The sequence below is a fragment of the Marinobacter sp. 1-3A genome (assembly GCF_016597775.1).
GTDB lineage: Bacteria > Pseudomonadota > Gammaproteobacteria > Pseudomonadales > Oleiphilaceae > Marinobacter > Marinobacter xiaoshiensis.
Genome location: NZ_VCGZ01000005.1, coordinates 221566 through 242260, shown reverse-complemented (window position 1 = coordinate 242260; position 20695 = coordinate 221566). Strand labels below are relative to the sequence as shown.

22 protein-coding genes are annotated in these 20695 nt (G+C 52.9%); 11 read left to right on the top strand and 11 right to left on the bottom strand.

Translation table 11 applies throughout. The annotated features are described in order from the left end of the window. Positions 1–3: 3 nt before the first annotated feature. Entirely contained in the window at positions 4–456 is a 453-nt protein-coding gene (locus tag FE848_RS10155) for an Lrp/AsnC ligand binding domain-containing protein (RefSeq protein WP_200202686.1), read from the bottom strand. 283 nt (positions 457–739) lie between these two features. On the opposite strand from FE848_RS10155, the gene putA reads away from it, so the two are divergent. Further along, entirely contained in the window at positions 740–4369 is a 3630-nt protein-coding gene (putA, locus tag FE848_RS10150) for a bifunctional proline dehydrogenase/L-glutamate gamma-semialdehyde dehydrogenase PutA (RefSeq protein ID WP_200202685.1), read from the top strand. Positions 4370–4419: 50 nt separating this feature from the next. Here putA and FE848_RS10145 read toward each other — a convergent pair whose 3' ends face one another. Next, positions 4420–5118, bottom strand: a complete 699-nt coding sequence (locus tag FE848_RS10145) for a lytic transglycosylase domain-containing protein (RefSeq protein ID WP_200202684.1) — start codon at positions 5116–5118, stop codon at positions 4420–4422. Between the two features lie 192 nt (positions 5119–5310). Next, positions 5311–5487, bottom strand: a complete 177-nt coding sequence (locus FE848_RS10140) for a DUF1328 domain-containing protein (RefSeq protein WP_200202786.1) — start codon at positions 5485–5487, stop codon at positions 5311–5313. 249 nt (positions 5488–5736) lie between these two features. Between FE848_RS10140 and FE848_RS10135 the strand changes: the two genes are divergently transcribed. From FE848_RS10135 to FE848_RS10125, 3 genes are all read left to right on the top strand, one after another. Continuing rightward, a complete protein-coding gene (locus FE848_RS10135; protein ID WP_200202683.1) occupies positions 5737–6213 on the top strand; it encodes a hypothetical protein in 477 nt (158 codons plus the stop codon). 25 nt (positions 6214–6238) lie between these two features. Continuing rightward, positions 6239–6475, top strand: a complete 237-nt coding sequence (locus FE848_RS10130) for a TIGR02647 family protein (RefSeq protein WP_200202682.1) — start codon at positions 6239–6241, stop codon at positions 6473–6475. Positions 6476–6601: 126 nt separating this feature from the next. Next, entirely contained in the window at positions 6602–7492 is an 891-nt protein-coding gene (locus tag FE848_RS10125; RefSeq protein WP_200202681.1) for a DMT family transporter, read from the top strand. A 31-nt stretch (positions 7493–7523) separates the two neighbouring features. Here FE848_RS10125 and FE848_RS10120 read toward each other — a convergent pair whose 3' ends face one another. Continuing rightward, entirely contained in the window at positions 7524–8744 is a 1221-nt protein-coding gene (locus tag FE848_RS10120) for an iron-containing alcohol dehydrogenase (RefSeq protein WP_200202680.1), read from the bottom strand. Positions 8745–8918: 174 nt separating this feature from the next. On the opposite strand from FE848_RS10120, the gene FE848_RS10115 reads away from it, so the two are divergent. The 3 genes from FE848_RS10115 to FE848_RS10105 are packed head-to-tail and all read left to right on the top strand — an operon-like array spanning position 8919 to position 11261. After that, complete coding sequence (locus tag FE848_RS10115) at positions 8919–9830, top strand: diacylglycerol/lipid kinase family protein (RefSeq protein ID WP_200202679.1); 912 nt, start codon at positions 8919–8921, stop codon at positions 9828–9830. Then, positions 9820–10515, top strand: a complete 696-nt coding sequence (gene mtgA, locus FE848_RS10110) for a monofunctional biosynthetic peptidoglycan transglycosylase (protein ID WP_200202678.1) — start codon at positions 9820–9822, stop codon at positions 10513–10515. The genes FE848_RS10115 and mtgA overlap by 11 nt, the downstream gene beginning before the upstream one ends. Positions 10516–10541: 26 nt before the next feature. Then, positions 10542–11261 carry an NAD(P)H-binding protein gene (locus FE848_RS10105; RefSeq protein ID WP_200202677.1) on the top strand — a complete coding sequence of 240 codons (720 nt, stop codon included), beginning with the start codon at positions 10542–10544 and terminating at the stop codon, positions 11259–11261. Here the strand turns inward: FE848_RS10105 and FE848_RS10100 are convergent. The 4 genes from FE848_RS10100 to astA form a co-directional block, all read right to left on the bottom strand. Next, a complete protein-coding gene (locus tag FE848_RS10100; protein WP_200202676.1) occupies positions 11214–11999 on the bottom strand; it encodes a ZIP family metal transporter in 786 nt (261 codons plus the stop codon). The genes FE848_RS10105 and FE848_RS10100 overlap by 48 nt on opposite strands. Positions 12000–12062: 63 nt before the next feature. Then, positions 12063–12560 (bottom strand): hypothetical protein, encoded by a 498-nt coding sequence (locus FE848_RS10095; RefSeq protein WP_200202675.1) that lies wholly within the window; start codon positions 12558–12560, stop codon positions 12063–12065. A gap of 98 nt (positions 12561–12658) precedes the next feature. Further along, the gene (locus FE848_RS10090; protein WP_200202674.1) at positions 12659–13465 is read right to left on the bottom strand and encodes a DUF1338 domain-containing protein; all 807 of its coding nucleotides are present in this window, start codon (positions 13463–13465) and stop codon (positions 12659–12661) included. Further along, complete coding sequence (gene astA / locus FE848_RS10085) at positions 13455–14564, bottom strand: arginine N-succinyltransferase (protein WP_200202673.1); 1110 nt, start codon at positions 14562–14564, stop codon at positions 13455–13457. Before astA ends, FE848_RS10090 begins: the two co-directional genes overlap by 11 nt. Positions 14565–14680: 116 nt before the next feature. Here astA and FE848_RS10080 point away from each other — a divergent pair, with 116 nt between their 5' ends. Together FE848_RS10080 and FE848_RS10075 are read left to right on the top strand one after the other, a co-directional pair. Then, complete coding sequence (locus tag FE848_RS10080) at positions 14681–15109, top strand: Lrp/AsnC family transcriptional regulator (protein ID WP_200202672.1); 429 nt, start codon at positions 14681–14683, stop codon at positions 15107–15109. Positions 15110–15519: 410 nt separating this feature from the next. Beyond that, a complete protein-coding gene (locus FE848_RS10075; RefSeq protein ID WP_200202671.1) occupies positions 15520–17202 on the top strand; it encodes an AMP-binding protein in 1683 nt (560 codons plus the stop codon). 116 nt (positions 17203–17318) lie between these two features. On the opposite strand, the gene FE848_RS10070 is transcribed toward FE848_RS10075, so the two are convergent. Then, positions 17319–17513 carry a hypothetical protein gene (locus FE848_RS10070; protein WP_200202670.1) on the bottom strand — a complete coding sequence of 65 codons (195 nt, stop codon included), beginning with the start codon at positions 17511–17513 and terminating at the stop codon, positions 17319–17321. A 141-nt stretch (positions 17514–17654) separates the two neighbouring features. Between FE848_RS10070 and FE848_RS10065 the strand changes: the two genes are divergently transcribed. Continuing rightward, positions 17655–18554, top strand: coding sequence for a LysR family transcriptional regulator (locus FE848_RS10065; RefSeq protein ID WP_200202669.1), 900 nt, complete (start codon positions 17655–17657; stop codon positions 18552–18554). Positions 18555–18573: 19 nt separating this feature from the next. On the opposite strand, the gene FE848_RS10060 is transcribed toward FE848_RS10065, so the two are convergent. Further along, on the bottom strand, positions 18574–19215 hold the full coding sequence (locus FE848_RS10060) for a lysozyme-like domain containing protein (RefSeq protein WP_200202668.1): 642 nt from the start codon (positions 19213–19215) through the stop codon (positions 18574–18576). Positions 19216–19382: 167 nt separating this feature from the next. On the opposite strand from FE848_RS10060, the gene FE848_RS10055 reads away from it, so the two are divergent. Then, complete coding sequence (locus FE848_RS10055) at positions 19383–20201, top strand: DUF2059 domain-containing protein (RefSeq protein ID WP_200202667.1); 819 nt, start codon at positions 19383–19385, stop codon at positions 20199–20201. A gap of 65 nt (positions 20202–20266) precedes the next feature. Here the strand turns inward: FE848_RS10055 and FE848_RS10050 are convergent, their stop codons facing one another. Next, positions 20267–20545 (bottom strand): peptidylprolyl isomerase, encoded by a 279-nt coding sequence (locus tag FE848_RS10050; protein ID WP_200202666.1) that lies wholly within the window; start codon positions 20543–20545, stop codon positions 20267–20269. Positions 20546–20695: the final 150 nt, after the last annotated feature.

The following is a 20695-nucleotide window of genomic DNA, read 5'->3' as shown; positions in this document are numbered from 1 at the left end:
CGTTTAGAGCCCGGCATCCTTTACAGTCTCCATTACCACAAAGGTGCTGGTTTGCAGCACATGGGGCAGGGCTGAAATTTGCTCTCCCAATACCTGCCGGTACTCCGCCATGTTGCGGGTCCGTACTTTCATCAGGTAATCAAAATTGGCGGCAATCATGTGGCATTGCTCAATGGCGGATATCTTTTTGACGGCGGTGTTGAACGCTTTCAATGCTTCGCTGCTGGTGTCGTTCAAGGTAACCTGGGCGAAGGCGATATGGCTCTGCCCCAACTTGGACTGGTCCACCAGCACGGTGTAGCCCGCAATAAAACCCTGCTCTTCAAGCCGGCGCATGCGTACCTGACACGGGGTTTTGGATAAACCCACCTTCGACGCAAGCTCAGTAACCGTAATACGCGCATTTTTCTGCAGTTCTCGAATGATGGAATGATCTATTCGGTCCAGCTCGTTCATGTTGTTCTGTCCTCTACAAACGTAAATCCGCGACTTTTGGGCAAGTCTTGAACAAGGGCACTATGCTGTAGGCTATGAATGGCATATACCGCAAGGGTTCTGGACTATTTCAATGCAGCCATTAAGGTCGAATTGGCTGAAATTGTATTTCATACCAGAGAATTAATACATTTATGGCGATAAATATGGCCATAGTGGCGGGTCATTCCGTCGCTTACAGTCAAACAGTCTATGCTGTTGTCGGTAGAATGCGGTAAAGACAAACAACTGAGAGGGTACAACTATGATATCGCAGCAATCATTGGCTCCCGAGCTAGCCAACAGCCGGCAGGCAGTTCGCGATTACTATCTCGAAGATGAGTACAAAGTGATCCACGAGATGATTGCTGACGCTCAGTTGTCTGAAGCCGATCGCAAAATGATTTCTGCCCGAGCGGCTGATTTGGTGCGTAGTGTTCGGAAGAGCGCGAAATCCACCATTATGGAAAAATTCCTTGCGCAATACGGCCTCACCACCAAAGAGGGTGTTGCGCTTATGTGCCTGGCAGAAGCGCTGTTGCGAGTGCCCGATAACACAACCATTAATGCGCTCATTGAAGACAAGATTGTCTCTGGTAACTGGGGGGCGCACGTAGGCAAAGCTACCTCGGCATTTATCAACTCCACCACTGTTGCGCTGTTGATGACCAGTAACCTGTTGAAGGATTCTGATCGCCATACGGTAGGTGACACGCTGCGCAAGTTGGTTAAGCGCCTCGGTGAACCCGTCGTTCGCACCGTTGCTGGCCAGGCCATGAAGGAAATGGGGCGCCAGTTTGTTTTGGGCCGCGACATTGAAGAAGCACAGAGTGAAGCCGAATCCTACATGGCTAAGGGGTACACCTACTCCTACGACATGCTTGGCGAAGCCGCGCGTACGGATGCCGATGCCCGTCGCTATTTCGAGTCCTACTCACAAGCCATCGACAGCATTGCCAAAAACTGTAAGGGCGATGTGCGTAAAAACCCCGGTATCTCGGTCAAACTCTCTGCGCTGCTGGCCCGTTACGAATATGGCCAAAAAGAGCGGGTAATGAATGAGTTGGTCCCCCGCGCCCTTGAGTTGGCCAAAAAGGCGGCCGCTGCCAATATGGGCTTCAATATTGATGCTGAAGAACAGGACAGGCTGGATCTTTCTCTGGATGTTATCGAAGCCATAATGTCCGACCCAACGCTTGCTAACTGGGAAGGTTTCGGCGTTGTGGTTCAAGCCTTTGCCAAGCGTGCGGGTCACACACTTGATTGGCTGTACGCGCTCTCTGTAAAGCTTGATCGCCGTATCATGGTGCGCCTGGTTAAAGGCGCTTATTGGGATGCGGAGATCAAGCGTGCCCAGGTTATGGGCCTGACGGATTTCCCCGTGTTCACACGCAAAGCGTGCAGTGACGTTGCCTATATAGCCTGCGCCAAAAAACTGGTGGGGATGAGTGACCGCATCTATTCGCAGTTTGCCACCCATAACGCACACTCTGTGTCGGCTGTCCGTGAATTGGCCAGCTCTGCGGGCCTGAAGAGCTATGAGTTCCAGCGCTTGCACGGCATGGGTGAATCTCTGCACAACCAGGTTCTCAGCGAAAGTGGCGTACCCTGCAGAATCTATGCGCCTGTAGGCAAACACAGCGACCTGCTCGCTTACCTTGTACGTCGGCTTCTTGAAAATGGCGCCAACAGTTCCTTTGTTAACCAGATTGTGGATACCAGCATTACCCCCGAAGAAATTGCGAGGGACCCGATTGATGTGGTCCAGAAGCTTGGGAAAAATCTGTCCAGCCAGGCAATTTTACGCCCAACGGAATTGTTCGGAGCCAAACGTCGCAACTCAAAAGGTTGGGATATAACCGACCCGGTGACCGTTGCCCGTATTAATGACGGTCGCGGAGCATTCCGCACCCATCTATGGGTGGGTGGCCCGCTGATTGCGGCTGACACTACTGGCACAGAGGTGCTGGAGGTCAAAAACCCGGCCAACCCGGAAGATCTGGTTGGGCACATTACCCATGCCAATGAGGCTGATGTTAACGCTGCCATTGCCGCGGCTGAGCAAGGCTTTACTGGTTGGTCGGCCACATCTGCGGAAGATCGCGCTGCGTGTGTGCGCAAAGTAGGTGACTTGCTGGAAGAAAACGCGCACGAACTGTTTGCGCTGACGACCCGGGAAGCCGGTAAATCATTGCTGGATGGTGTTGCTGAAATTCGCGAGGCAGTGGATTTTGCTCAGTTCTACGCTAACGAGGGACTTCGCAACAAAGATAATGGCGAAGCTCGTGGCATTATTTGCTGCATTTCGCCCTGGAACTTCCCTGTGGCCATCTTCGCAGGGCAGGTTCTTGCAAACCTGGCGGCAGGTAACGTAGTCGTTGCCAAACCAGCGGAGCAAACATCGCTATTGGCGGTTCGTGTGGTTGAAATGATGTACGAAGCCGGCATTCCAAGAGATGCCATTCAGCTTCTTCCTGGCACGGGTGCTACCGTGGGTACGGCCCTCACGTCTGATTCCAGAGTTGCAGGCGTCTGCTTTACTGGTTCCACTGCAACCGCGCAGCGCATCAATAAAGTGATGACGGAAAACATGGCGCCGGACGCACCGCTGGTGGCGGAAACCGGAGGCCTTAACGCCATGATTGTGGATTCAACAGCGCTGCCGGAACAGGTGGTTCGTGATGTTCTGGCATCGTCGTTCCAGAGTGCTGGCCAGCGCTGCTCCGCACTGCGCATGCTGTATGTGCAGAAGGACATAGCCGACAACCTGCTGGAGATGCTCTACGGCGCTATGGAAGAATTGGGTATAGGCGATCCCTGGGCGCTTTCTACCGATGTAGGGCCGGTTATTGATGAGGCAGCCCGCAAGAAAATTATAGATCACTGCGATAAATTTGAGCGCGAAGGCCGCATGCTGAAAAAACTTCCGGTGCCTGAAAAGGGCCTGTATGTTTCACCGGCTGTGCTCAGAGTCAGCGGGATCGAAGAGCTTGAAGAAGAAATCTTCGGTCCGATCCTGCACGTGGCTACATTTGAAGCCAAAGATATCGACAAGGTTGTCGATGCCATAAACGCCAAAGGCTATGGGCTGACATTTGGCATCCACAGCCGGGTTGATAACCGTGTTGATCAGATTGTCGCGCGCATCAAGGTTGGCAATACCTACGTTAACCGTAACCAGATTGGCGCAATTGTTGGCTCCCAGCCATTTGGGGGCGAAGGTCTTTCCGGAACCGGCCCCAAAGCCGGCGGTCCACAGTACGTTCGACGCTTCCTGAAAGGTGCCAATGTTGAACGCCCGGCAGAGCCAGGTGCGAAAACCATTGATGGTAAGAAACTGGATGGTCTGGTCAGCAGTCTGGGCAAGCTTTCCGTTGCTGCTCCGAAAGCCAGAATTGAGGCCATGGAACCCATTTTCGGTAAGTTGCCAGAGCCTCTGGATGCCTACCCGGAAGAGCTGCCAGGGCCAACCGGGGAGCTTAACCGCCTTTCCAATCACGCCCGTGGAACCGTTCTGTGTTTGGGGCCAGACAAGGAAACGGCATTGGCACAAGCTGCCATGGCACTGTCACAGGGCAACAAGGTGGTGGTCATTGCCCCAGGTGTTGAAGATGTTGTGGCTCGTGCCGCTCCGGCCGGGTTGCCGTTAGTGGGCGTTGACGGGCTTCTGGATCCGGAAGTGCTGGTAAACGCTGTTGGCTTTGAGGCGGTTGTGAGCTGTGCCAATCAGGCTCTGTTGCGCAAGTATCGCCAGGCTCTGGCCAAGCGCGATGGCGCATTGATCCCTCTGATCACCGAGCACACACTCGATCAGCGTTTTGTGATTGAGCGTCACCTTTGCGTGGATACAACCGCAGCCGGTGGCAACGCCAGCCTGATTGCGGCGTCTGAGTAAACTCAGGATGGGGCCGGAAGCTCTCAGGGAGGGGGCTTCCGGTGATCTGATCAATTACTGGCATAGCGCTCGCGTAATATGCCGACCCGCTCAACGTAAGCCTTGGTTTCAGCATAGGGAGGAACCCCTCCGTAACGGCTTACGGCACCTGGGCCGGCATTATATGCCGCAGTGGCTAACCTGGTATCACCCTTAAAGCGTTCCAGCATTTTTGCGAGGTAGGTAACACCACCGCGGATGTTATCTGCTGCCACCATGGCATTCTGCACGCCCACCTCCAGAGCTGTGCCTGGCATCAATTGCATAAGCCCTTGGGCACCCACGGGTGAGATTGCCTTTTCATTGAACGCAGACTCCGCATGAATCACCGCACGCACCAGTGCCGGGTCAACACCATATTCTTTAGCAGCTGTTTTGATTTCTGTTTCGTAGCGACCAGCGAACAGTGGGGTAGTGCGCCAGTTCACATGAGAATCCGGGTCGCAGGCGTAGCAGTGGAAGCTGATAACATCGAAATCTGCCACTGAAGGCCGGGTACTGGTGTAGGCAACGACGCCATTGTCGTCTGTGTAGCGGAATACAGTTTCGCTTTTGCTTGAAGCTCGCCCGGGGCTGTTACTTTTTACGTTGGTAAACTCAACTCTTCCATCCGGATGCACAATACGCTTGATGGAGTCTGCTGCAACGGGTGCAGAGAGCCAGATTAAAGCGATAAGTGCGGGTAGGATGCATTGTTTGGGACTTATCATCAGCTGCTCACGGAAAGCGTAATCAGTAATCTTACTGTTCGTTATATTAAATCAGGCAGATTAAAGATTATACGGCGCTACCGGGCAGAAATGATATTACGTCTTGTCGGTGAAATGTTACCGGAAGAGGCAGAAAGCCCGGGCGTGCTGCAGTTGCCCGGGCCGAAACTCTGATCAGATTCATCCGGAATGCTAGATCTTTGGTCCCCGCCCGCGAACAGCATTGGCAACAAGAGAGATCACCAGAAGTATGAGAAAGATAAAGAACAGAATTTTTGCAATACCTGCCGCTGTACCCGCGATACCCCCAAAACCAAGGACACCGGCAATAATGGCTATGATGAGACAGATTACAGCCCAATAAAGCATAATCATTCCTCTTTGTTTGGCTTCCACTTAAAAGTGACACAGGTTTGGGGGAGGCACAAATATCAAGCAGCGGCAGAATCCTTTCTGTGTGCTTTTTACCTATATTTTCCGGGTTCAAAGTTATGTTTTTATTGATTTAAACAGGGTTTGTTGCCGGCTCATTAAGCTTTTATAAGATAAGCTGGCCGTCGGGATATTGTTATGGTGGCGCTACTGCTATTCTTTATGAACCGGGTCCTGGAGTAATTTATGACTTTGAAACACAGTGTCGGTGCTTTGCTTGTTACAGCTTCCTTTATGCTTGTGGGGCCTCTCCATGCTGAACCAGCAGATTCAACCGTTGATGAGCTCAAGCGAGAAACCCGGGAGCTTGGCGAAACGCTACAGAAATATGGTGCCGACCAGAAGGACCAAGCGGAAGACTCCATAAATCGAGCACTGACTGCGCTCGACGAACGAATTGCAGAACTGGAGGAAGAGCTTTCAGAAAACTGGGACGACATGAGCAGCGTCGCGCGCGAACGCTCACAGGAGAGTTTGGCCTCCTTGCGTGAGCAGCGTGAGCGGGTGCAAGCCTGGTATAACGAACTCAAAGCCAGTTCGGCATCGGCATGGGAGCGAGCTAAAAAAGGTTTCTCCGATGCCTATGATGCACTTTCCGAGCAGTGGAGTGAAACTGAGCGGGATTTGACCCTTGATCAGGAAAAACGTAATCAAAGCATCTGACCACTAAACCAGACAAGGAAATACCATGCCATTTTCTCCAGACACTATTGCCGAGCTAAATCTGTTGTCGCAGTTTGAATCCTCTTCAGGGCAGGCTGGAATCAAGGTTCACAAAAGCGGTGCCTCACCCGAGACCGTGCAGGCAGCGGAGCGTCTGTTTGCCAAAGGCCTGATAACGCGGGATGACGGAGGCTACCTCACTCCTATGGGTAGTGAGGCAGTCGAGCTGACACAGAAACTGCAGTCTATCCTCACGACATAACCGCCTCTGACTGATCCCTCAATGCCACCTGTAATGGTGGCATTGCTGGGTGCCTGTATCTGTTTTGTATACGAACCAGGCTCTAGACTGAACGTTGTTCCAGATACCTGACCCCGGCAGCTGTTTATGCGCTCTTTCTTTTATTCGTTTTTTGTACCTGCCCTGTTTGTTTGGCTGTGGAGCACGGGCTTTATCGGCGCAAAATACGGCCTGCCCTATGCCGAGCCGTTCACCCTCCTGCTTATCCGCATGCTTCTCACTCTGGGTTTGCTTATGGTGCTGGCAGGCCTCCTCAAAGCCCGCTGGCCGGGCTGGCGCTCGGCTGGGCACCTTGCTGTTACAGGCCTGCTGGTCCACGGCTGCTATCTTGGCGGTGTGTACTATGCCATTCAGGATGGTATGCCCTCCGGAATAGTGTCGCTGGTGGTGGGTTTGCAGCCGCTGGTTACCGCGGGTGTCGCGGTTCTTGTATTGAAAGAAGCCATTTCATGGCGGCAGTGGCTGGGTTTGGGGCTTGGCTTGGTGGGTGTCACCCTGGTTTTGCTGGAAAAGTTTGGCGGAGCAGGCAACCCGGGAGCAGCATTTCCATTGTGGACACTGATATGGGCACTGCTGGCGTTGGCCGGAATTTCACTGGGTACGGTGTATCAGAAACGCCACGGTACTGGTGCAGACTTGGTGACTGGCACCATCATTCAATACGGCGCCGCAGCCTTGTTTTTCGCCGCTGGCGCGCTGCTTCTGGAAACCCGTGAAGTAGTCTGGTCGTTGCAACTCCAACTTTCTATGGCCTGGCTGGTTTTGGGGGTTTCTATTGGCGCGATTCTGCTTTTGATGTGGTTGATTCGCCAGGGTGCTGCTTCCCAGGTGGCAAGCCTGTTCTATCTCGTGCCCCCGGTAACCGCTCTGGAAGCCTTTTGGCTGTTTGATGAGCGCCTGGGCGTATTGGCCATTACCGGAGGAATCATTTCCATTACGGGCGTTGCTCTGGTGGTTTCGCAGAAACGCCCCGGTTAAGGGGCGCTCTGACGGGGCCTAGGTGCACCGGTTATGCCGTTTGTCCGCTTATAACGCGGAGTACCTGAATTATCTCGCTTTTATTCAGGTATTTGGGCACGGCGTAGGTTCCGTGAGCTTCTTTCATGGCAGCTTGCGCCATGACGTTAAAGTGCTTCTCATCAATACCCTTCACCTCACGGGCTATGGGCAAGGTTGCAAGTAGCGTATTAACACGCTGGATCAACTTGTCGGTTGCCAGTGAATCTTCCTCTGCATCTGTGGCAAGGCCACACAGTCTGGCCAATTTTGCCATCCGGGTTTTTGCGCTGTGCCTGTTTACCTCAAGAATGTGCGGTAGAACAATGGCGTTGGCCCGGCCGTGAGGAACGCCATATTGGGTACCAAGCTGGTGAGCAATGGCGTGCACGTAGCCCAGACCCGTTTTGTTCAGTGCCATGCCACCGTAGTTTGCAGCCAGAGCCATGGCGTCACGGGCTTCGTAGTCTTGTCCGTTTTCGCAGGCCTTTTCCAGGTATTTGAATACGAGTTTCACGCCGGCACCGGAGTACAGCTCGGTTTCAGGTGATGAGAAATCACTGATCCAGGATTCCAGGCAGTGGGTTAGCGCATCAATGCCCGTGTCTGCGGTTACCGACTTGGGCATGCCGGCCATGATTTCGGGATCCAGCGCGGCCGCCAAAGGGACCACCTTTGGCTCGATCACGAGATGTTTTACGTGAGTGGTTTCATCCGATATAACCGCCCCTATAGTGACTTCTGAGCCGGTACCTGCGGTAGTGGGAATAACAAACAGTGGCAGAGATGACTTTCGAGCTTTGAGAATGCCAACCAGCTCTCTGGGTGTTTTGTTGTTCGTGGCTGCCAGTGCCATCACTTTTGCAGCGTCAATAGAAGAACCTCCCCCAATAGCCAATACAGCGTCACAGCCATTTTGCTGAAGTACTTCCAGACCCTGTTCTACAACCAGAAATCCCGGGTCTGGCGTTACACCGCTGAACACAATCGTTTTAATCCCCAGCTTGTTCAGGTGCTCCTCAATTGGACTGATAACGCCAAGCTGAAAGAGCACGTCATCTGTCACAAGCAGAACCCGCTTGAAGTCGAAGTGCGCCATGTGATCAGCCAGCCTTAGCCGGGATTGCGCCCCCAGAAACATGTTGGGAGTCTGGCTTGGAATGAGTTTTGTTATTAGCTTCAGGGCTGCAAGTTGCGCTTTGGAGCGCACTGGCGTGATCAGGTCTGTAATCATTGCAGGTTTCCGGATAGTGATGTTTAGTTCAGTGGCTAACTATAGTCGGACAATATAGCAGTTGGAAGAAGTTCCTGTGTCCGTATGGTAACGACCACAATGGCATGTATGAGGTATCTTTGGTGGTTTAAGGTTTCAGGAGCTTTTTGATGTTGTTAAAGCGAGTGTGATGCTATGACTCATTGGCTGGTAGCAAATCCTGGCGCAGGCAATGGCCAGAAAGGGCGGGAGTTCTGGCGTGAAAGGCTTGCGAGCGCAGGTATTACAGGCCCGGAGTGTTGTGACCTTCAGGATAAGAGTTGGACTGCGCAGGTACAACCTGGCGACATAGTGATGGTGGCCGGAGGTGATGGATCAGTTAATGCCGTTGCCCAGATATGCCTGGAACACAAAGCAGTGCTTGCGGTGTTGCCGTCTGGTACAGCCAATGATTTCGCCCGAAACCTGGCCCTGCCGGAAGACCCTGCCGCTGTGTGTGAGCTTGTTCAGCGAGGGGTCACGCAAAAAGTGGATGTGGCAGAATTTGGAGATGGGATTTTTCTCAATGTCGCGCACATTGGCCTGGGAGCGGTAGCAGCCCGGGAAGCGGAAGGTGCAGCCAAAAAATTCTTTGGTCGTTTCAGCTATGGCGTGGCTTTGTTGAAGCAGGTGAGTGCCAAGCGCGGTTTTCATGCGGAAATATCATGCGACAAGGCGTTTGTGCGGGGTCGCTGGTTGTCGATTGCTGTGTCCAGCGGCGCATTTTTTGGGGGAGGGAATGAGATTCCGCAAGCAACAGCGGATGACGGGCTACTTGATATTATTGCGGTGAAGCCACGCCCTTTGCTGCAGTTGCTGCTTACCTTCCTGCTGGTGCGGCTGAGTGGAAAGTCTCCTGATCGCACCAGCACGGTGGTGCACCTGAAGGGCAAGCGCTGCGATATTTATACGTCAAAACCGAAAATCGTTACGGTGGACGGAGATGAAGCGGGAAAAACACCGCTTCACGTTGTATGTCGTAAACACTGTCTCCGGGTGATCGGCGCATCCGTAGTGCGTACAGGTGAGGCTGGAAAAGTTGCGAGCGGGGGTGTAAATGGCTCGTAAATCACTCTCGAAGCGACTGTTTCGTAGCGTTGCATGGGTATTGGTTACGCTGGTACTGCTGTTTCTGTCGGTGCTGCTCTTGTTCCGGTATGTAAATCCACCCACCTCGGCGTTCATGCTTGGTTACAGCTTTGCTCATCCGCACAAAGAAGTGCAGCAGCAATGGGTTAGTTTTTCGGACATCTCGCCCTGGATGCCACTTGCGGTGGTGGCCAGCGAGGATCAGCGGTTTCCCGATCATTGGGGTGTTGATTTTGTCGCGATTCGCAAAGCCTTGGCTGAGTATCATGCAGGTGACGGGCTCAGGGGCGCCAGTACCATCACACAGCAAACCGCAAAAAACCTGTTTCTATGGAATGGCCGAAGTTTTGTCCGTAAAACTCTGGAGGCCGGGCTTGCGCTCGCGGTTGACGGGCTTTGGCCAAAACGCCGAATTCTTGAGGTGTATTTGAATATAGCCGAGTTTGGTCCCGGAATTTACGGCGTTGAGGCTGCGAGCAAGGCGTATTTCGGTATATCTGCCCGGCAGTTATCGGCCAGCCAGTCTGCACGGCTGGCTGCCGTTTTGCCTAATCCGAAAGTGTTGAGTGTGACCTCGCCGTCGCCCTATGTGCGGGATCGTATTTTCTGGATTAGGGGGCAAATGGATCAGCTATCCGGGCTACACTACCTGAAGGATTTGTAGAGTATTCGCAAAATAAAGAGAACTTTATGAAAGTGTTATTGCTGGGTGCCACCGGATTGACCGGTGGATTGGTTCTCACTGGCCTTTTGGCCCGTGACGAGGTTGAACTGGTGGTAGTGCCTGTTCGGAAAGCGCTGGAATCTGTTCACGGCAAGCTGCAGCAGCAGGAAATGGATTTTGACCGCATGGCAGACCATGCTGAGCTTTTTAAGGTGGATGTCATTATCTGTTGCCTGGGCACGACCATTAAAAAGGCAGGCTCTCAGGAACAATTCAGAAAGGTAGATTACGATTACTGCCTGGAAGCAGCTGAACTTGGGCGTGCAGGTGGTGCTGGTGCGTTCATCTTGATGTCTGCCATTGGATCGTCATCTTCTTCAACAATTTTCTACAACCGGGTTAAAGGCGAACTGGAAGATGCAGTGAAAGGCCTTGGTTACCCTTATTTGTCGATATATCACCCTAGCCTGCTGCTGGGCGACAGGCCGGATCACCGTTTGGGAGAAGCCATAGGTGCCAAGGCCATGCCGCTGATTAACCGCATGTTGTTGGGGCCGTTGGAAAAGTACCGGGCAATCGAGGCACAAACCGTTGCATCTGCCATGGTTAACGAGGCCTGCAGCCTGGCGGCCAAACCGGTTGCCGAGCAGGTTGTTCAGGTTCGCCAGTATGAGGATATTGTTGCGCTGGCAGGCGCCTCAGCCCAGGGTGACATCCAGGAACATCATCACCACAAAACCGATTAGCAGTGCGAAGGTGGTCTGGGCCTTGTAGCGGCTTCGATGGGTTTCGGGAATGATTTCGTTGCTGATAATGAACAGCATGGCACCGGCGGCGAAACCCAGAGTCCAGGGCATTATCGGTTCTGCCAGCGACACCAGTGCAGCACCGAACAGACCACCGATAGGTTCGGCCAATCCTGTTAAAAGAGCGATAGTAAAGGCGCGAACTCGCGAGTATTGGATGGCAATCAGCGAAAATGCAACGGCAAGGCCTTCCGGAATATTCTGAATGCCAATGCCCAGTGCCAGGACATAACCGTTGCGCACATCGCCCCCTGCAAAACCAACACCTACCGCCATGCCTTCGGGAAAGTTGTGCAACGTAATAGCGATAATGAACAACCATATTCGGCGAATATGGGCTGCATCAGGCCCCTCTGGCCCGAGATTAAAATGCTCATGGGGCAAGTTCTGGTGGAGGTAGTACAGAGCTTCAGCACCCGAAAGAACGCCGAATATTACAAGCAGTGCAGCCGCCCATGTTGAGCCCAGCAGCACTTCTCCGTATTCCAGCCCGGGGATCAACAATGAAAAAACGGAGGCCGCGAGCATTACGCCTGCAGCACCCGCCAGCATGCAGTCCTGCAGGCGGGTAGAGAGATCTTTAACGAAGAATACAGCCAGCGCTCCGATGCCGGTTGCCAGCCCCGCTAATAAGCTGGCCAGTGCACCAAGCCAAACGATGTTGATATCGGCAGTCATGAAAACCGGATGCTCCGGGCCAGTGCTATGCCTTGTGAACCTCGTTTGAAATTAGTCAAATCATCAGTCCGTTTCGTAAGTGGGGTTTTTCGACCGCGACAGTGTGGGTTCACAGCCAACAATTTGCCTCGCCTGCCTGTGTGCATGGAGATACCAGCGTTGCCCGGGTTTGGTAAAGGTATTCCGGGTTATCTGAAAATCGGTTGTTTCCATGGTGGCGGGTATTGGCGAGCCATCGGCGTGACGATATACACAGCTCACGCTGAGGGTGGCGGGTTCAGCCGTTGGTAATTCTATGAAGCCATCATCCCGAATCTTTGGCGTATTGCCGTCCACGCTGATGATTTTAAGGCAAGGGCCGTAGTGAACCCTGCCGTGCTCCTTCAGGTATTCGCTCAGGCAGTGCTGGGCACTCAGTAAAACCCTACTATGGCTTACTGCTCCCGTGCTTTCGGGCATGCTCTTACTTTTTTGACCGGCAGCCGGGCTTGCATCTGGCAATGACTGGCATCCAGCCAACACAAAAAAACAGGCCAGCAAAAGCGTGACGACAGGCTTCATTGATACTCCTTGTTGCATTGAACAAATGGAATTGTTCGGGAACAAGGGCTTAGTTTAGCTTAGCTATCCCGCTGGTACACGGGTGGATATTTCAGCTTTTAAATCCCGGCATTGGTGCTTTCGAAGATCTTGTCGGCAGACGCCGCAACAAATCCGCTGTAAAGGGTGCCGTTGGGCTTCTTGTAACGAAGTGCGAACTCATAGAAGCAGCTGGGAATCGTCATTTCACGGTCGCTGAACTGAACAGGAACCCGGTCGGCCATTGTGGATGACTGTTCAAGCAACTCTTCAGGAGAACCCTTCACTTCACCACCGGCCGCATTCACTGCAAAACCCTTGTCCTTCAGGAGCTGGTTAATATCAGTAACTGTTTCAAAGTTAGTCAGGTGGTTAACACTTACCGTGAAGTGATTTGCCCGGTAACCCCAGGCCCCGAGCCAGGCTGCATATTCGCTCTCTTCGAGCAGTTGGCGGTAAGTGCTGGAATCCAGATCCCAATGCCGCCCTGAGTATAGAAAGTTGTCTGCCGTAACCTTATCGTCTGTTATCCCGTCCACCAGCTGTGAGGCAATAGCCTGAAGTTCTGGTGAGCACTGCTCTGTCAGCAACTCTGAAATAAACACCTTCGGAGCTTCAGGGTCTGCGTGCTCGTAATGCCGGGCATAAAGCTTCTTGCCTTCGAAGTGGTATTCGCCGCCTTCCCGGTACCCTAAGGCCAGGAAATGCGCTGCGAGAGTATCCAGCCCAACTGGCTTCAGGTTGAAGGTTCTCAGGGCGATATGATCATTGATGATTGCTTGGCCTTCTTCGGCACCCAGAATGCGGTGGATCTTCGCGGCCGATGGTGTGACAGCTCTATAGTCCTGCCAGAGATTTTCGAACAAGGCGTTGCGATCAGTATGCATAGCTTAACTCCGTAGCCGTAATTCTGTTTCGTGCCGTCGACGTCGCATGGTTTAAAGGCAAAATGCGCGAGAGGTCGCCGTTCTCAAGGCAAAGTTTGGTCGCCAGAGAGCGGGAAATAATCAGTGTATCTGAATACTCGGACACCTCGGATGTGACGGTTGCCCGAAAATTTGCTGTTTCTGTATTTGCAATCAGCGTTGGTTCGTTGTGGCGGTGGTTGGTGCGGCCAAATGGCGTATTTGTCCCTGCCAGATAATCATCCACCCTGACGCTGTGCGCAGAGGAAGACCTGACGCTTCGTATCTCTGCCAGGGCACATTCCACGGTTGGACCCGCATCAAACAGGTCTATCAACCCTTTGTGCTTGAAACCCTCTGCCTCCAGTATCTGTAAGGCTGGCCGGGTGTTGTTGTGTACCTGGCTAAGTACAGCTCGGGCCTCCGGGCTCATAAGGCAGGTATAGAGAGGGTGAGAGGGCATCAGTTCATCAATAAAATCTGTGTAGCCCGCACCAATAAGCTGGGTTGCCTGGCTAAACTCCATGTCCACAAAGTGCGCTTTTAGCCAGTCCCAGAAGGGGGAGCGACCGGCAGCATCAGAAACCCCGCGCATTTCGGCAATGACCTTGTGCGAGAAGCGCTCCGGGTGAAGAGCCATAAACAGAAAGCGCACCCGGGAGAGCAGTTTGCCCGCATTGGCCCGGCGAAACTCAGGGCGCAAATAAAGAGAGCAAATCTCGGAATAGCCTGTGTAGTGGTTGCAGCGGGTGAGGGTTTCCACACTCTTGCGAACATCAAGGTCCCGTGAGTGATGGGTTACTGTGTTGCGCCGGAAGTGGTAAAGCGGCTGGGTATGCCCGGTGTTTGCCTCAATACCACTGGTGCCGAGGATGTCGCCAGTGGCCTCATCTTCCAGTACAAACAGGTAGTGCTCATCACCAGGGTTATGCACGTCACGCTCGAAGCTTGCTATGGAGTGGGCAATTTTTTGTGACAAAGCGTCCATGTTTGGCATTAGGGATGTAAACCCCGGGCCAGACTCTTCGGCTATCTGGTAGAGCGTATCCAGATCCTTGTCTGCAATTGGGCGAATAATCATGGGCTGAAACCTGGCGTTGTTTCGAAACAGTATGCATTTGGACTTTGCCGGTTTGTAGGTGCATTTTGTCCGGAATGAGCTATGCTCTTGTCAAAATAACGCGATCGGTTATCAAAATGATCAATAGCAAAGACCAAAAACTGCTTATGCTGCTTCGCCAGAATGCCCGAGTCAGCATCACAGACCTGGCGAAGGCTTTACAGTTGTCCCGCTCAACGGTGCAAAGCCGGATCTCCCGGTTAGAAGCCAGTGGCGTGATAGCTGGGTATGCGGTGCAACTGGGGGGCGCGTTTTCTTCCAGCCAAGTGGAAGCCCATGTGTCTATCAAGGTGGCTCAAAAATTAACGGCGCGAACGAACAAGGCTCTTGAGGGCATTAGCCAGGTGTCGCAGTTGTTTTCGGTTAGCGGAGAATACGATCTCATAGCAATCGTTCAGGCTCAGTCTCTTGAGGAGCTGAGCGCAGTGTTGGACGAGATTGGCAATCTCGATGGGGTTGAGCGCACTAACTCAGCCGTGGTGCTGGAAACCCGCTTCCGGCGTTAGGCGCATTTCACAACCTTTGGGATAGTGGGTTTTCAGGCGCCCAGCATCCCTGCGAAAGCACTGTAGAGGAAAGCGGCTGAGCCAACAAGGATAAGTCCCCAAGCAGGAAAGATCAGGATAGAGCGATTCGTTGACTGCCTCATGGCGGTCTCCTCTGAGGGGTAGAGTTCGATAAGCTTCGATTTTCACTTTAGACCAATCTTGACGAATGTCACACAAAAAATAACCAGCTTCGTTGGCGCGAAACAGAGTATGGGGTGGATTTAGTCAATAAGGCGGGTATTTAATGCCATTGAGCTCTCGCCAAATACCGCTAATATTTGTGAATTCCAGTGGAAGTGCATTAGAGTGAATCCTAATTCACATGTTGGGCGGAATTCGTCACCGATAACAATAATCAGGAGTTTTTCATGGCAGTGGATCCCCGCAAGCTGACTTCTTTGCACTGTTTGTACTATTGGGCCGAGAAAAGCCCGGAACGGACATACCTCACTCAGCCCTATCCCGATGGGACTGTTGAGGATATTAACTGGAAACAGGCTGCGGACCAGGTTTCACGCATGGCCGCCCATCTCAACAGCCTTGAACTCCCTGAGCGCAGTAATATTGCCGTCCTCGGCAAAAACAGTGCGCACTGGATATTGTCGGATCTCGCTATTTGGGCCGCCGGGCATGTTTCAGTGCCGTTGTATCCCACGCTTAATGGGGACGCTGCTGCCTATGTTCTTGAACACTCAAAGGCAAAATTGCTGTTCCTGGGGAAGCTGGATGGCACCGCAGATGGCTGGAACGATATAAAAGGGCACATTCCTTCTGATCTCCCAATCATCTCCCTGCCTATGTCGCCGCGGGATGATACGCCCAAGTGGATTGACGTCATTGCCAGGCACGAGCCAGCGGCACCAAAGTTACCGAGCCAGGATGCACTTGCTACGATTGTTTACACCTCGGGCAGTACTGGCCGCCCTAAAGGAGTAATGCATAATTTTGGATCCATGATGTCTGTGGCCGACGGTTTGCAGCAGATGTTCACGGTGACCTCTGAGGATCGAATGCTGTCATACCTTCCGTTGGCTCACGTGGCGGAGCGAGCGGCGGTTGAAACGCAATCCCTGTATTTTGGCTTTCATACCTATTTCGCCGATAACCTGGACACCTTTCAGCAGGATCTTCAGCGTGCCCGGCCAACACTGTTCTTCTCTGTGCCGCGGCTGTGGATGAAGTTTTATCTTGGGGTGAATGCCAAACTGCCTCCCAAAAAGCAAAAGCTGTTATTCAGCATCCCGTTTGTGCGTTCCGTTGTGAAAAAGAAGGTGCTTAAACAGTTGGGGCTGGATCATTGCCGGGCTGCACTGACGGGGGCAGCACCTTTGTCGGAAGAGATTATTTTGTGGTATCGCAACCTTGGTCTGGAGTTGCTTGAAGTTTATGGTATGACAGAAAATTTCGGGTACTCCCATGCCAGTCGGCCCGGACGAGCCAGGATAGGTTGGGTAGGCGAGGCCAATCCGGGTGTTGAGCACCGCATTGGCGAAGGGGGTGAACTGGAGGTGAAAAGCCCGGGAATGATGATGGGCTACTACCAAAACGAAGAGAAAACCCGCGAGGATGTTACCGCTGATGGTTTTCTCAAAACCGGTGATATGGGTGAGATTGATGCAAGCGGCTATCTGAAAATTACCGGCCGGGTAAAAGACCTGTTCAAAACCTCAAAAGGTAAATACGTTGTGCCGGTTCCTATCGAAAACCGGTTTAACCATCCTTCGGTGGAAGTAGTCTGTGTAGCCGGTGCCAACCAGCCTCAACCTTGCCTGATGATACTTCTGTCAGAGGACGTTCGGGAGGCGCTTTCAAATGGAATGGACCGGGCAGAGCTTGAGCAGGAGTTGCTGAAAGAACTGGGCGCAGTAAACGAAGAATGCGAAGCCCACGAAAAAATATCCTTCGTTGTGGTTGTGAAGGAGCCTTGGACCATGGAGAACGGAATGCTCACGCCAACCATGAAGATCAAGCGGAACGTAATCGAGGACACTTACAACCGCAAAATGGACAGTTGGTTTGAGCAGAAAAGGAAAGTGGTTTGGGAATTATGATCGGGTAATGCAAAACGCCGGTGGCTCTGGAATCAGCACCACCGGCGTTTTCAGTTTGGCTACTTGCTTCAGAGCTGCGCTATATGGTGCAGCTCTTTACGTTGGCCTGACTGGAATTAGTGACCGCCTTGCATCTGAACGATATCGGGCGTTGCTTCTGCAGCCTTACGGTTGAATGACCGCAGCTTGCGGCTCATGAACCGGACCGCCATCTTTGCTGCCGCACGTGTGTGCTGACTTCTAACCTCAGCACCATTGTGGAGGATGCTGGATGGTAGCGGTTTAACGGTTGCCATATGTCTTTGTGCCATAGCGACTTCCTCCTTTCTGGTGAGTTGCTATTTGTGATTGGTTAAAATCTATTTACCTGAATTTACATTGAATTATAAGGGTATTTTTTTGCAGCGTAAATACGTTAAAATCCGTACTCATGTTGCAAATATGCAGTAGCTATGGACTGGGATTATCTTCGATATATACATGCTCTGGCAATAGGTGGAACCCTGGCGAAAGCTGGAGAATTGCTGGGCGTGCATCAAACCACTGTTTTGCGCCGGCTCGACCAGATGGAAGAGACCTTGGGCGTGCAGTTTTTTGAACGCAACCGGGATGGACTTCAACTGACACCAGTGGGAGAAACCGCTTTCCGTAATGCCGAAAAATTGTCAGTAGAAATGGAAAACCTTGAGCGCAAGCTGGTTGGGCAGGATGCAGCGCCCGTAGGCAAGGTACGCCTGGCGGCGGAAGATACGATGATGAGCGAGTTGCTCGGGTCGGTTCTTGCTGAACTGGTGCGGGAATTTCCTGATATTGAGCTGGAAGTGCTCACCGATAATGATGTTACCAATCTTACCCACAGGGAAGCCGACCTCACTTTGCGCCCCGAGAACAAGCCTCAGGCAACGCTGGAGGGTGAGCGCATAGCGGCCATCGAATCGGCGGTATACGGCTCTGCCAGTTATTGCCGGCGTCATCGCAATATGGATATTGAAAATCAGCCAGAAGATTGCCTCTGGATTATTCCGGATGACACCTTCAGCCACCTGGCAACGGGTCGGTGGTACCGCAAACATCTTAAACATGCCACGTCGGTCATCCGCTGCAACAGCTTGCACGCCATGCATGCGCTGGCGCGGTCAGGCGCTGGTCTTGCAGTTTTGCCCTGTTATTTGGGGGAAGGCACCAAAGAGCTTCGCCGTTTGTCAGATCCGCTGGAAGGCGAAAGTGTCGACCTGTGGGTGCACGTAAGCCAGGACACTCAGCAAATGGCGAGAATTCGAATTGTGAAAGAGTTTCTGGTGGACAGGCTTCGAGCTCAGGCCTCAGCAATCGAGTTCAGCCCGACACCCTGAGCATACAGGGTGCAGGCGCTCAGCCACAGAATGGCCAGAACTGGTACCAGCGCCAGCACTGGAACTCCTTTTCGCAGGATTTGAGTTGGTTGTCGTACCGGAAAGCCCTTGACTGCACCCGAGATGCCAAGGCTGTAATAGACGGCTTGCGGGCAAACGTTTTGCGGGCGTAGCCGCCGCGGCCTTCGTGGTATGCCAGGTAGAGCAGGCGTGGACTATGGAAGGGGATGCCGAGCTGCCGATGGGAGAGGTGGTTGTACCATCCCACAAAATCCAGCGCGTACTCCATATCAGTCCGTACGGTAAACAAACCATCGCCATTGGCGGCAAGGTATTCACCCCAGGCCGGGTCCAGGGCCTGCGCGTAACCATAGGCGGTGGTTGGCCGGGTCCAGGGAATGAAGCCCCATAAGCGGGTTCTGGGTGGCCGGGCGTGGCTGCGGAACGATGACTCGTAGTACACGAAAGCCATCTGGGTGGCGATGGGTGTTCCCCAGCGTTCCTGGGAGTCCTTTGCGTAGTCGTACCAAACCGTATGTTCACGAAAGATCTCGCACAGATCGTTCGGGTTCACGGGAGGTTCCGGGGCGAGCAAGCTGAAACGCAGTGTTGCCCAGGTGCCGATGATCAAGCCCAGAACCGGAAGCCCGTACCATTTCACGCGAGATCGCCACCGATCACGACGTGTCTGGCGCTTTCTTTTGCGTGTGCGTGACCGCGTCCAGAGCTTTCCTACCAAACTGTCATCTCCGGAACCCATGGATTGCTTGCTCAGGGGAGGGTGTGCGTGTCATAAACGCAGCATCCACCAAACAGGATGATAGTTAAATGAAGCTTGGTACCCTAGTTAAACCTCTTTTAATCACCGGCCTGATTATCGCTGGCCCTGCCATGGCCGCGCCCAGTGCGCAGCAGGTGCTGGCAGCATCGCCTGTCGATGACATTGTTGAACGCTACCCGGCCATGATGAGCGAAGGCATTCGCGAAGGCTTGAAGCGCAGCCCGCAGCTGCCTCCCATGGTTGCTGACACCATTGGATACGTTGTCAGCAACAGCTTTCGTGCGGCGGATATAGAACAGCAAATAGTGAAAAACCTGGAGCGCGACCTCTCCGGGAAGCAGCTTGAAGCAGTGGAAGGCTGGTACAAGACACCGGTGGCCCGGAAAATCTCGGCTGTGGAAATTGCAGCTTCAGACCCGGCTGCCTGGCAACAGATGCAGGCCAAGGCTGCGGAGCTTGGTAAAAAGTACAAAGGCACGGATCGTGCCCGGATGTTCGAGCGCTTTGATCGGGCAGCCCGCGCAACGGAAAGTGCTGTAGACACCACCATTGCCGTGCAGCTTGGATTGGCAACGGCCATGGCTGCGTTCAGCCCTGACTCAGCAAACTACGATGAGCTTAAACGGAAGATAGAGAACCAGCGCAATGCTATAAGGGGTGTGGTTGAACAGCAGGTATACGACAGCTATTTGCACACTTATGAAAAAATAAGCATGCAGGAGATGGGGCTGTATATCGACTTTCTGGAAAGCGGGCCGGGTTCTGCATTTTCAAAAACCGTCACCCAGAGTATCCAGCAGGCTATTACCGATCCGATTGAGTCTATCGGCAACCAGATGGCGAGATTTCTCGCTCCGCAAAAGTAAAGACCGCATGGGAGAGGCTGGCTCCGAAAGTATTCAGGAGCCAGCTTGCAGGCATTCCGGGTTGCTTAGCTGCGGCTGGTTACTTCCAGCAGGTGGTAGCCAAACTGGGTCTTGACCGGCCCAAGAACCTTGTTGATTTCACCGCTGAACACAACCTTGTCGAACTCCGGAACCATCTGGCCTGGGCCAAATGAACCCAAGTCGCCGCCGTTACGGCCAGACGGGCAAGAAGAGTGCTGTTTCGCTACTTCCGCGAAATCCTTGCCACCTTCAATTTCTTTCTTCAGCTCTTCGCATTTCGCTTCGCTGTCTACCAGAATGTGGCGTGCAGTTGCCTGTGTCATGAAAACGTTCCTTAAATAAAATGAATGGGTAACTCTGAAAAGGAATGCTGCCTTTCCCCCGCGCTCTAGGCAAGCCCTTTTTATGCGTGTTTCTGCGGCCTCACGGTTACCATCGCAAACCTGTACAATGCCGGCTTTATTTAGCCGGTG

Coding starts and splice junctions, on each gene's coding strand:
- FE848_RS10100 (WP_200202676.1), bottom strand. CDS start 11,999: ATGACTGCCGATATCAACATCGTTTGGCTTGGTGCACTGGCCAGCTTA.
- FE848_RS10125 (WP_200202681.1), top strand. CDS start 6,602: ATGCGCTCTTTCTTTTATTCGTTTTTTGTACCTGCCCTGTTTGTTTGG.
- FE848_RS10105 (WP_200202677.1), top strand. CDS start 10,542: ATGAAAGTGTTATTGCTGGGTGCCACCGGATTGACCGGTGGATTGGTT.
- FE848_RS10050 (WP_200202666.1), bottom strand. CDS start 20,545: ATGACACAGGCAACTGCACGCCACATTCTGGTAGACAGCGAAGCGAAA.
- FE848_RS10115 (WP_200202679.1), top strand. CDS start 8,919: ATGACTCATTGGCTGGTAGCAAATCCTGGCGCAGGCAATGGCCAGAAA.
- FE848_RS10120 (WP_200202680.1), bottom strand. CDS start 8,744: ATGATTACAGACCTGATCACGCCAGTGCGCTCCAAAGCGCAACTTGCA.
- FE848_RS10055 (WP_200202667.1), top strand. CDS start 19,383: ATGAAGCTTGGTACCCTAGTTAAACCTCTTTTAATCACCGGCCTGATT.
- FE848_RS10065 (WP_200202669.1), top strand. CDS start 17,655: ATGGACTGGGATTATCTTCGATATATACATGCTCTGGCAATAGGTGGA.
- FE848_RS10140 (WP_200202786.1), bottom strand. CDS start 5,487: ATGCTTTATTGGGCTGTAATCTGTCTCATCATAGCCATTATTGCCGGT.
- putA (WP_200202685.1), top strand. CDS start 740: ATGATATCGCAGCAATCATTGGCTCCCGAGCTAGCCAACAGCCGGCAG.
- FE848_RS10075 (WP_200202671.1), top strand. CDS start 15,520: ATGGCAGTGGATCCCCGCAAGCTGACTTCTTTGCACTGTTTGTACTAT.
- FE848_RS10145 (WP_200202684.1), bottom strand. CDS start 5,118: ATGATAAGTCCCAAACAATGCATCCTACCCGCACTTATCGCTTTAATC.
- mtgA (WP_200202678.1), top strand. CDS start 9,820: ATGGCTCGTAAATCACTCTCGAAGCGACTGTTTCGTAGCGTTGCATGG.
- FE848_RS10130 (WP_200202682.1), top strand. CDS start 6,239: ATGCCATTTTCTCCAGACACTATTGCCGAGCTAAATCTGTTGTCGCAG.
- FE848_RS10080 (WP_200202672.1), top strand. CDS start 14,681: ATGATCAATAGCAAAGACCAAAAACTGCTTATGCTGCTTCGCCAGAAT.
- FE848_RS10155 (WP_200202686.1), bottom strand. CDS start 456: ATGAACGAGCTGGACCGAATAGATCATTCCATCATTCGAGAACTGCAG.
- FE848_RS10095 (WP_200202675.1), bottom strand. CDS start 12,560: ATGAAGCCTGTCGTCACGCTTTTGCTGGCCTGTTTTTTTGTGTTGGCT.
- FE848_RS10090 (WP_200202674.1), bottom strand. CDS start 13,465: ATGCATACTGATCGCAACGCCTTGTTCGAAAATCTCTGGCAGGACTAT.
- FE848_RS10135 (WP_200202683.1), top strand. CDS start 5,737: ATGACTTTGAAACACAGTGTCGGTGCTTTGCTTGTTACAGCTTCCTTT.
- astA (WP_200202673.1), bottom strand. CDS start 14,564: ATGATTATTCGCCCAATTGCAGACAAGGATCTGGATACGCTCTACCAG.
- FE848_RS10070 (WP_200202670.1), bottom strand. CDS start 17,513: ATGGCACAAAGACATATGGCAACCGTTAAACCGCTACCATCCAGCATC.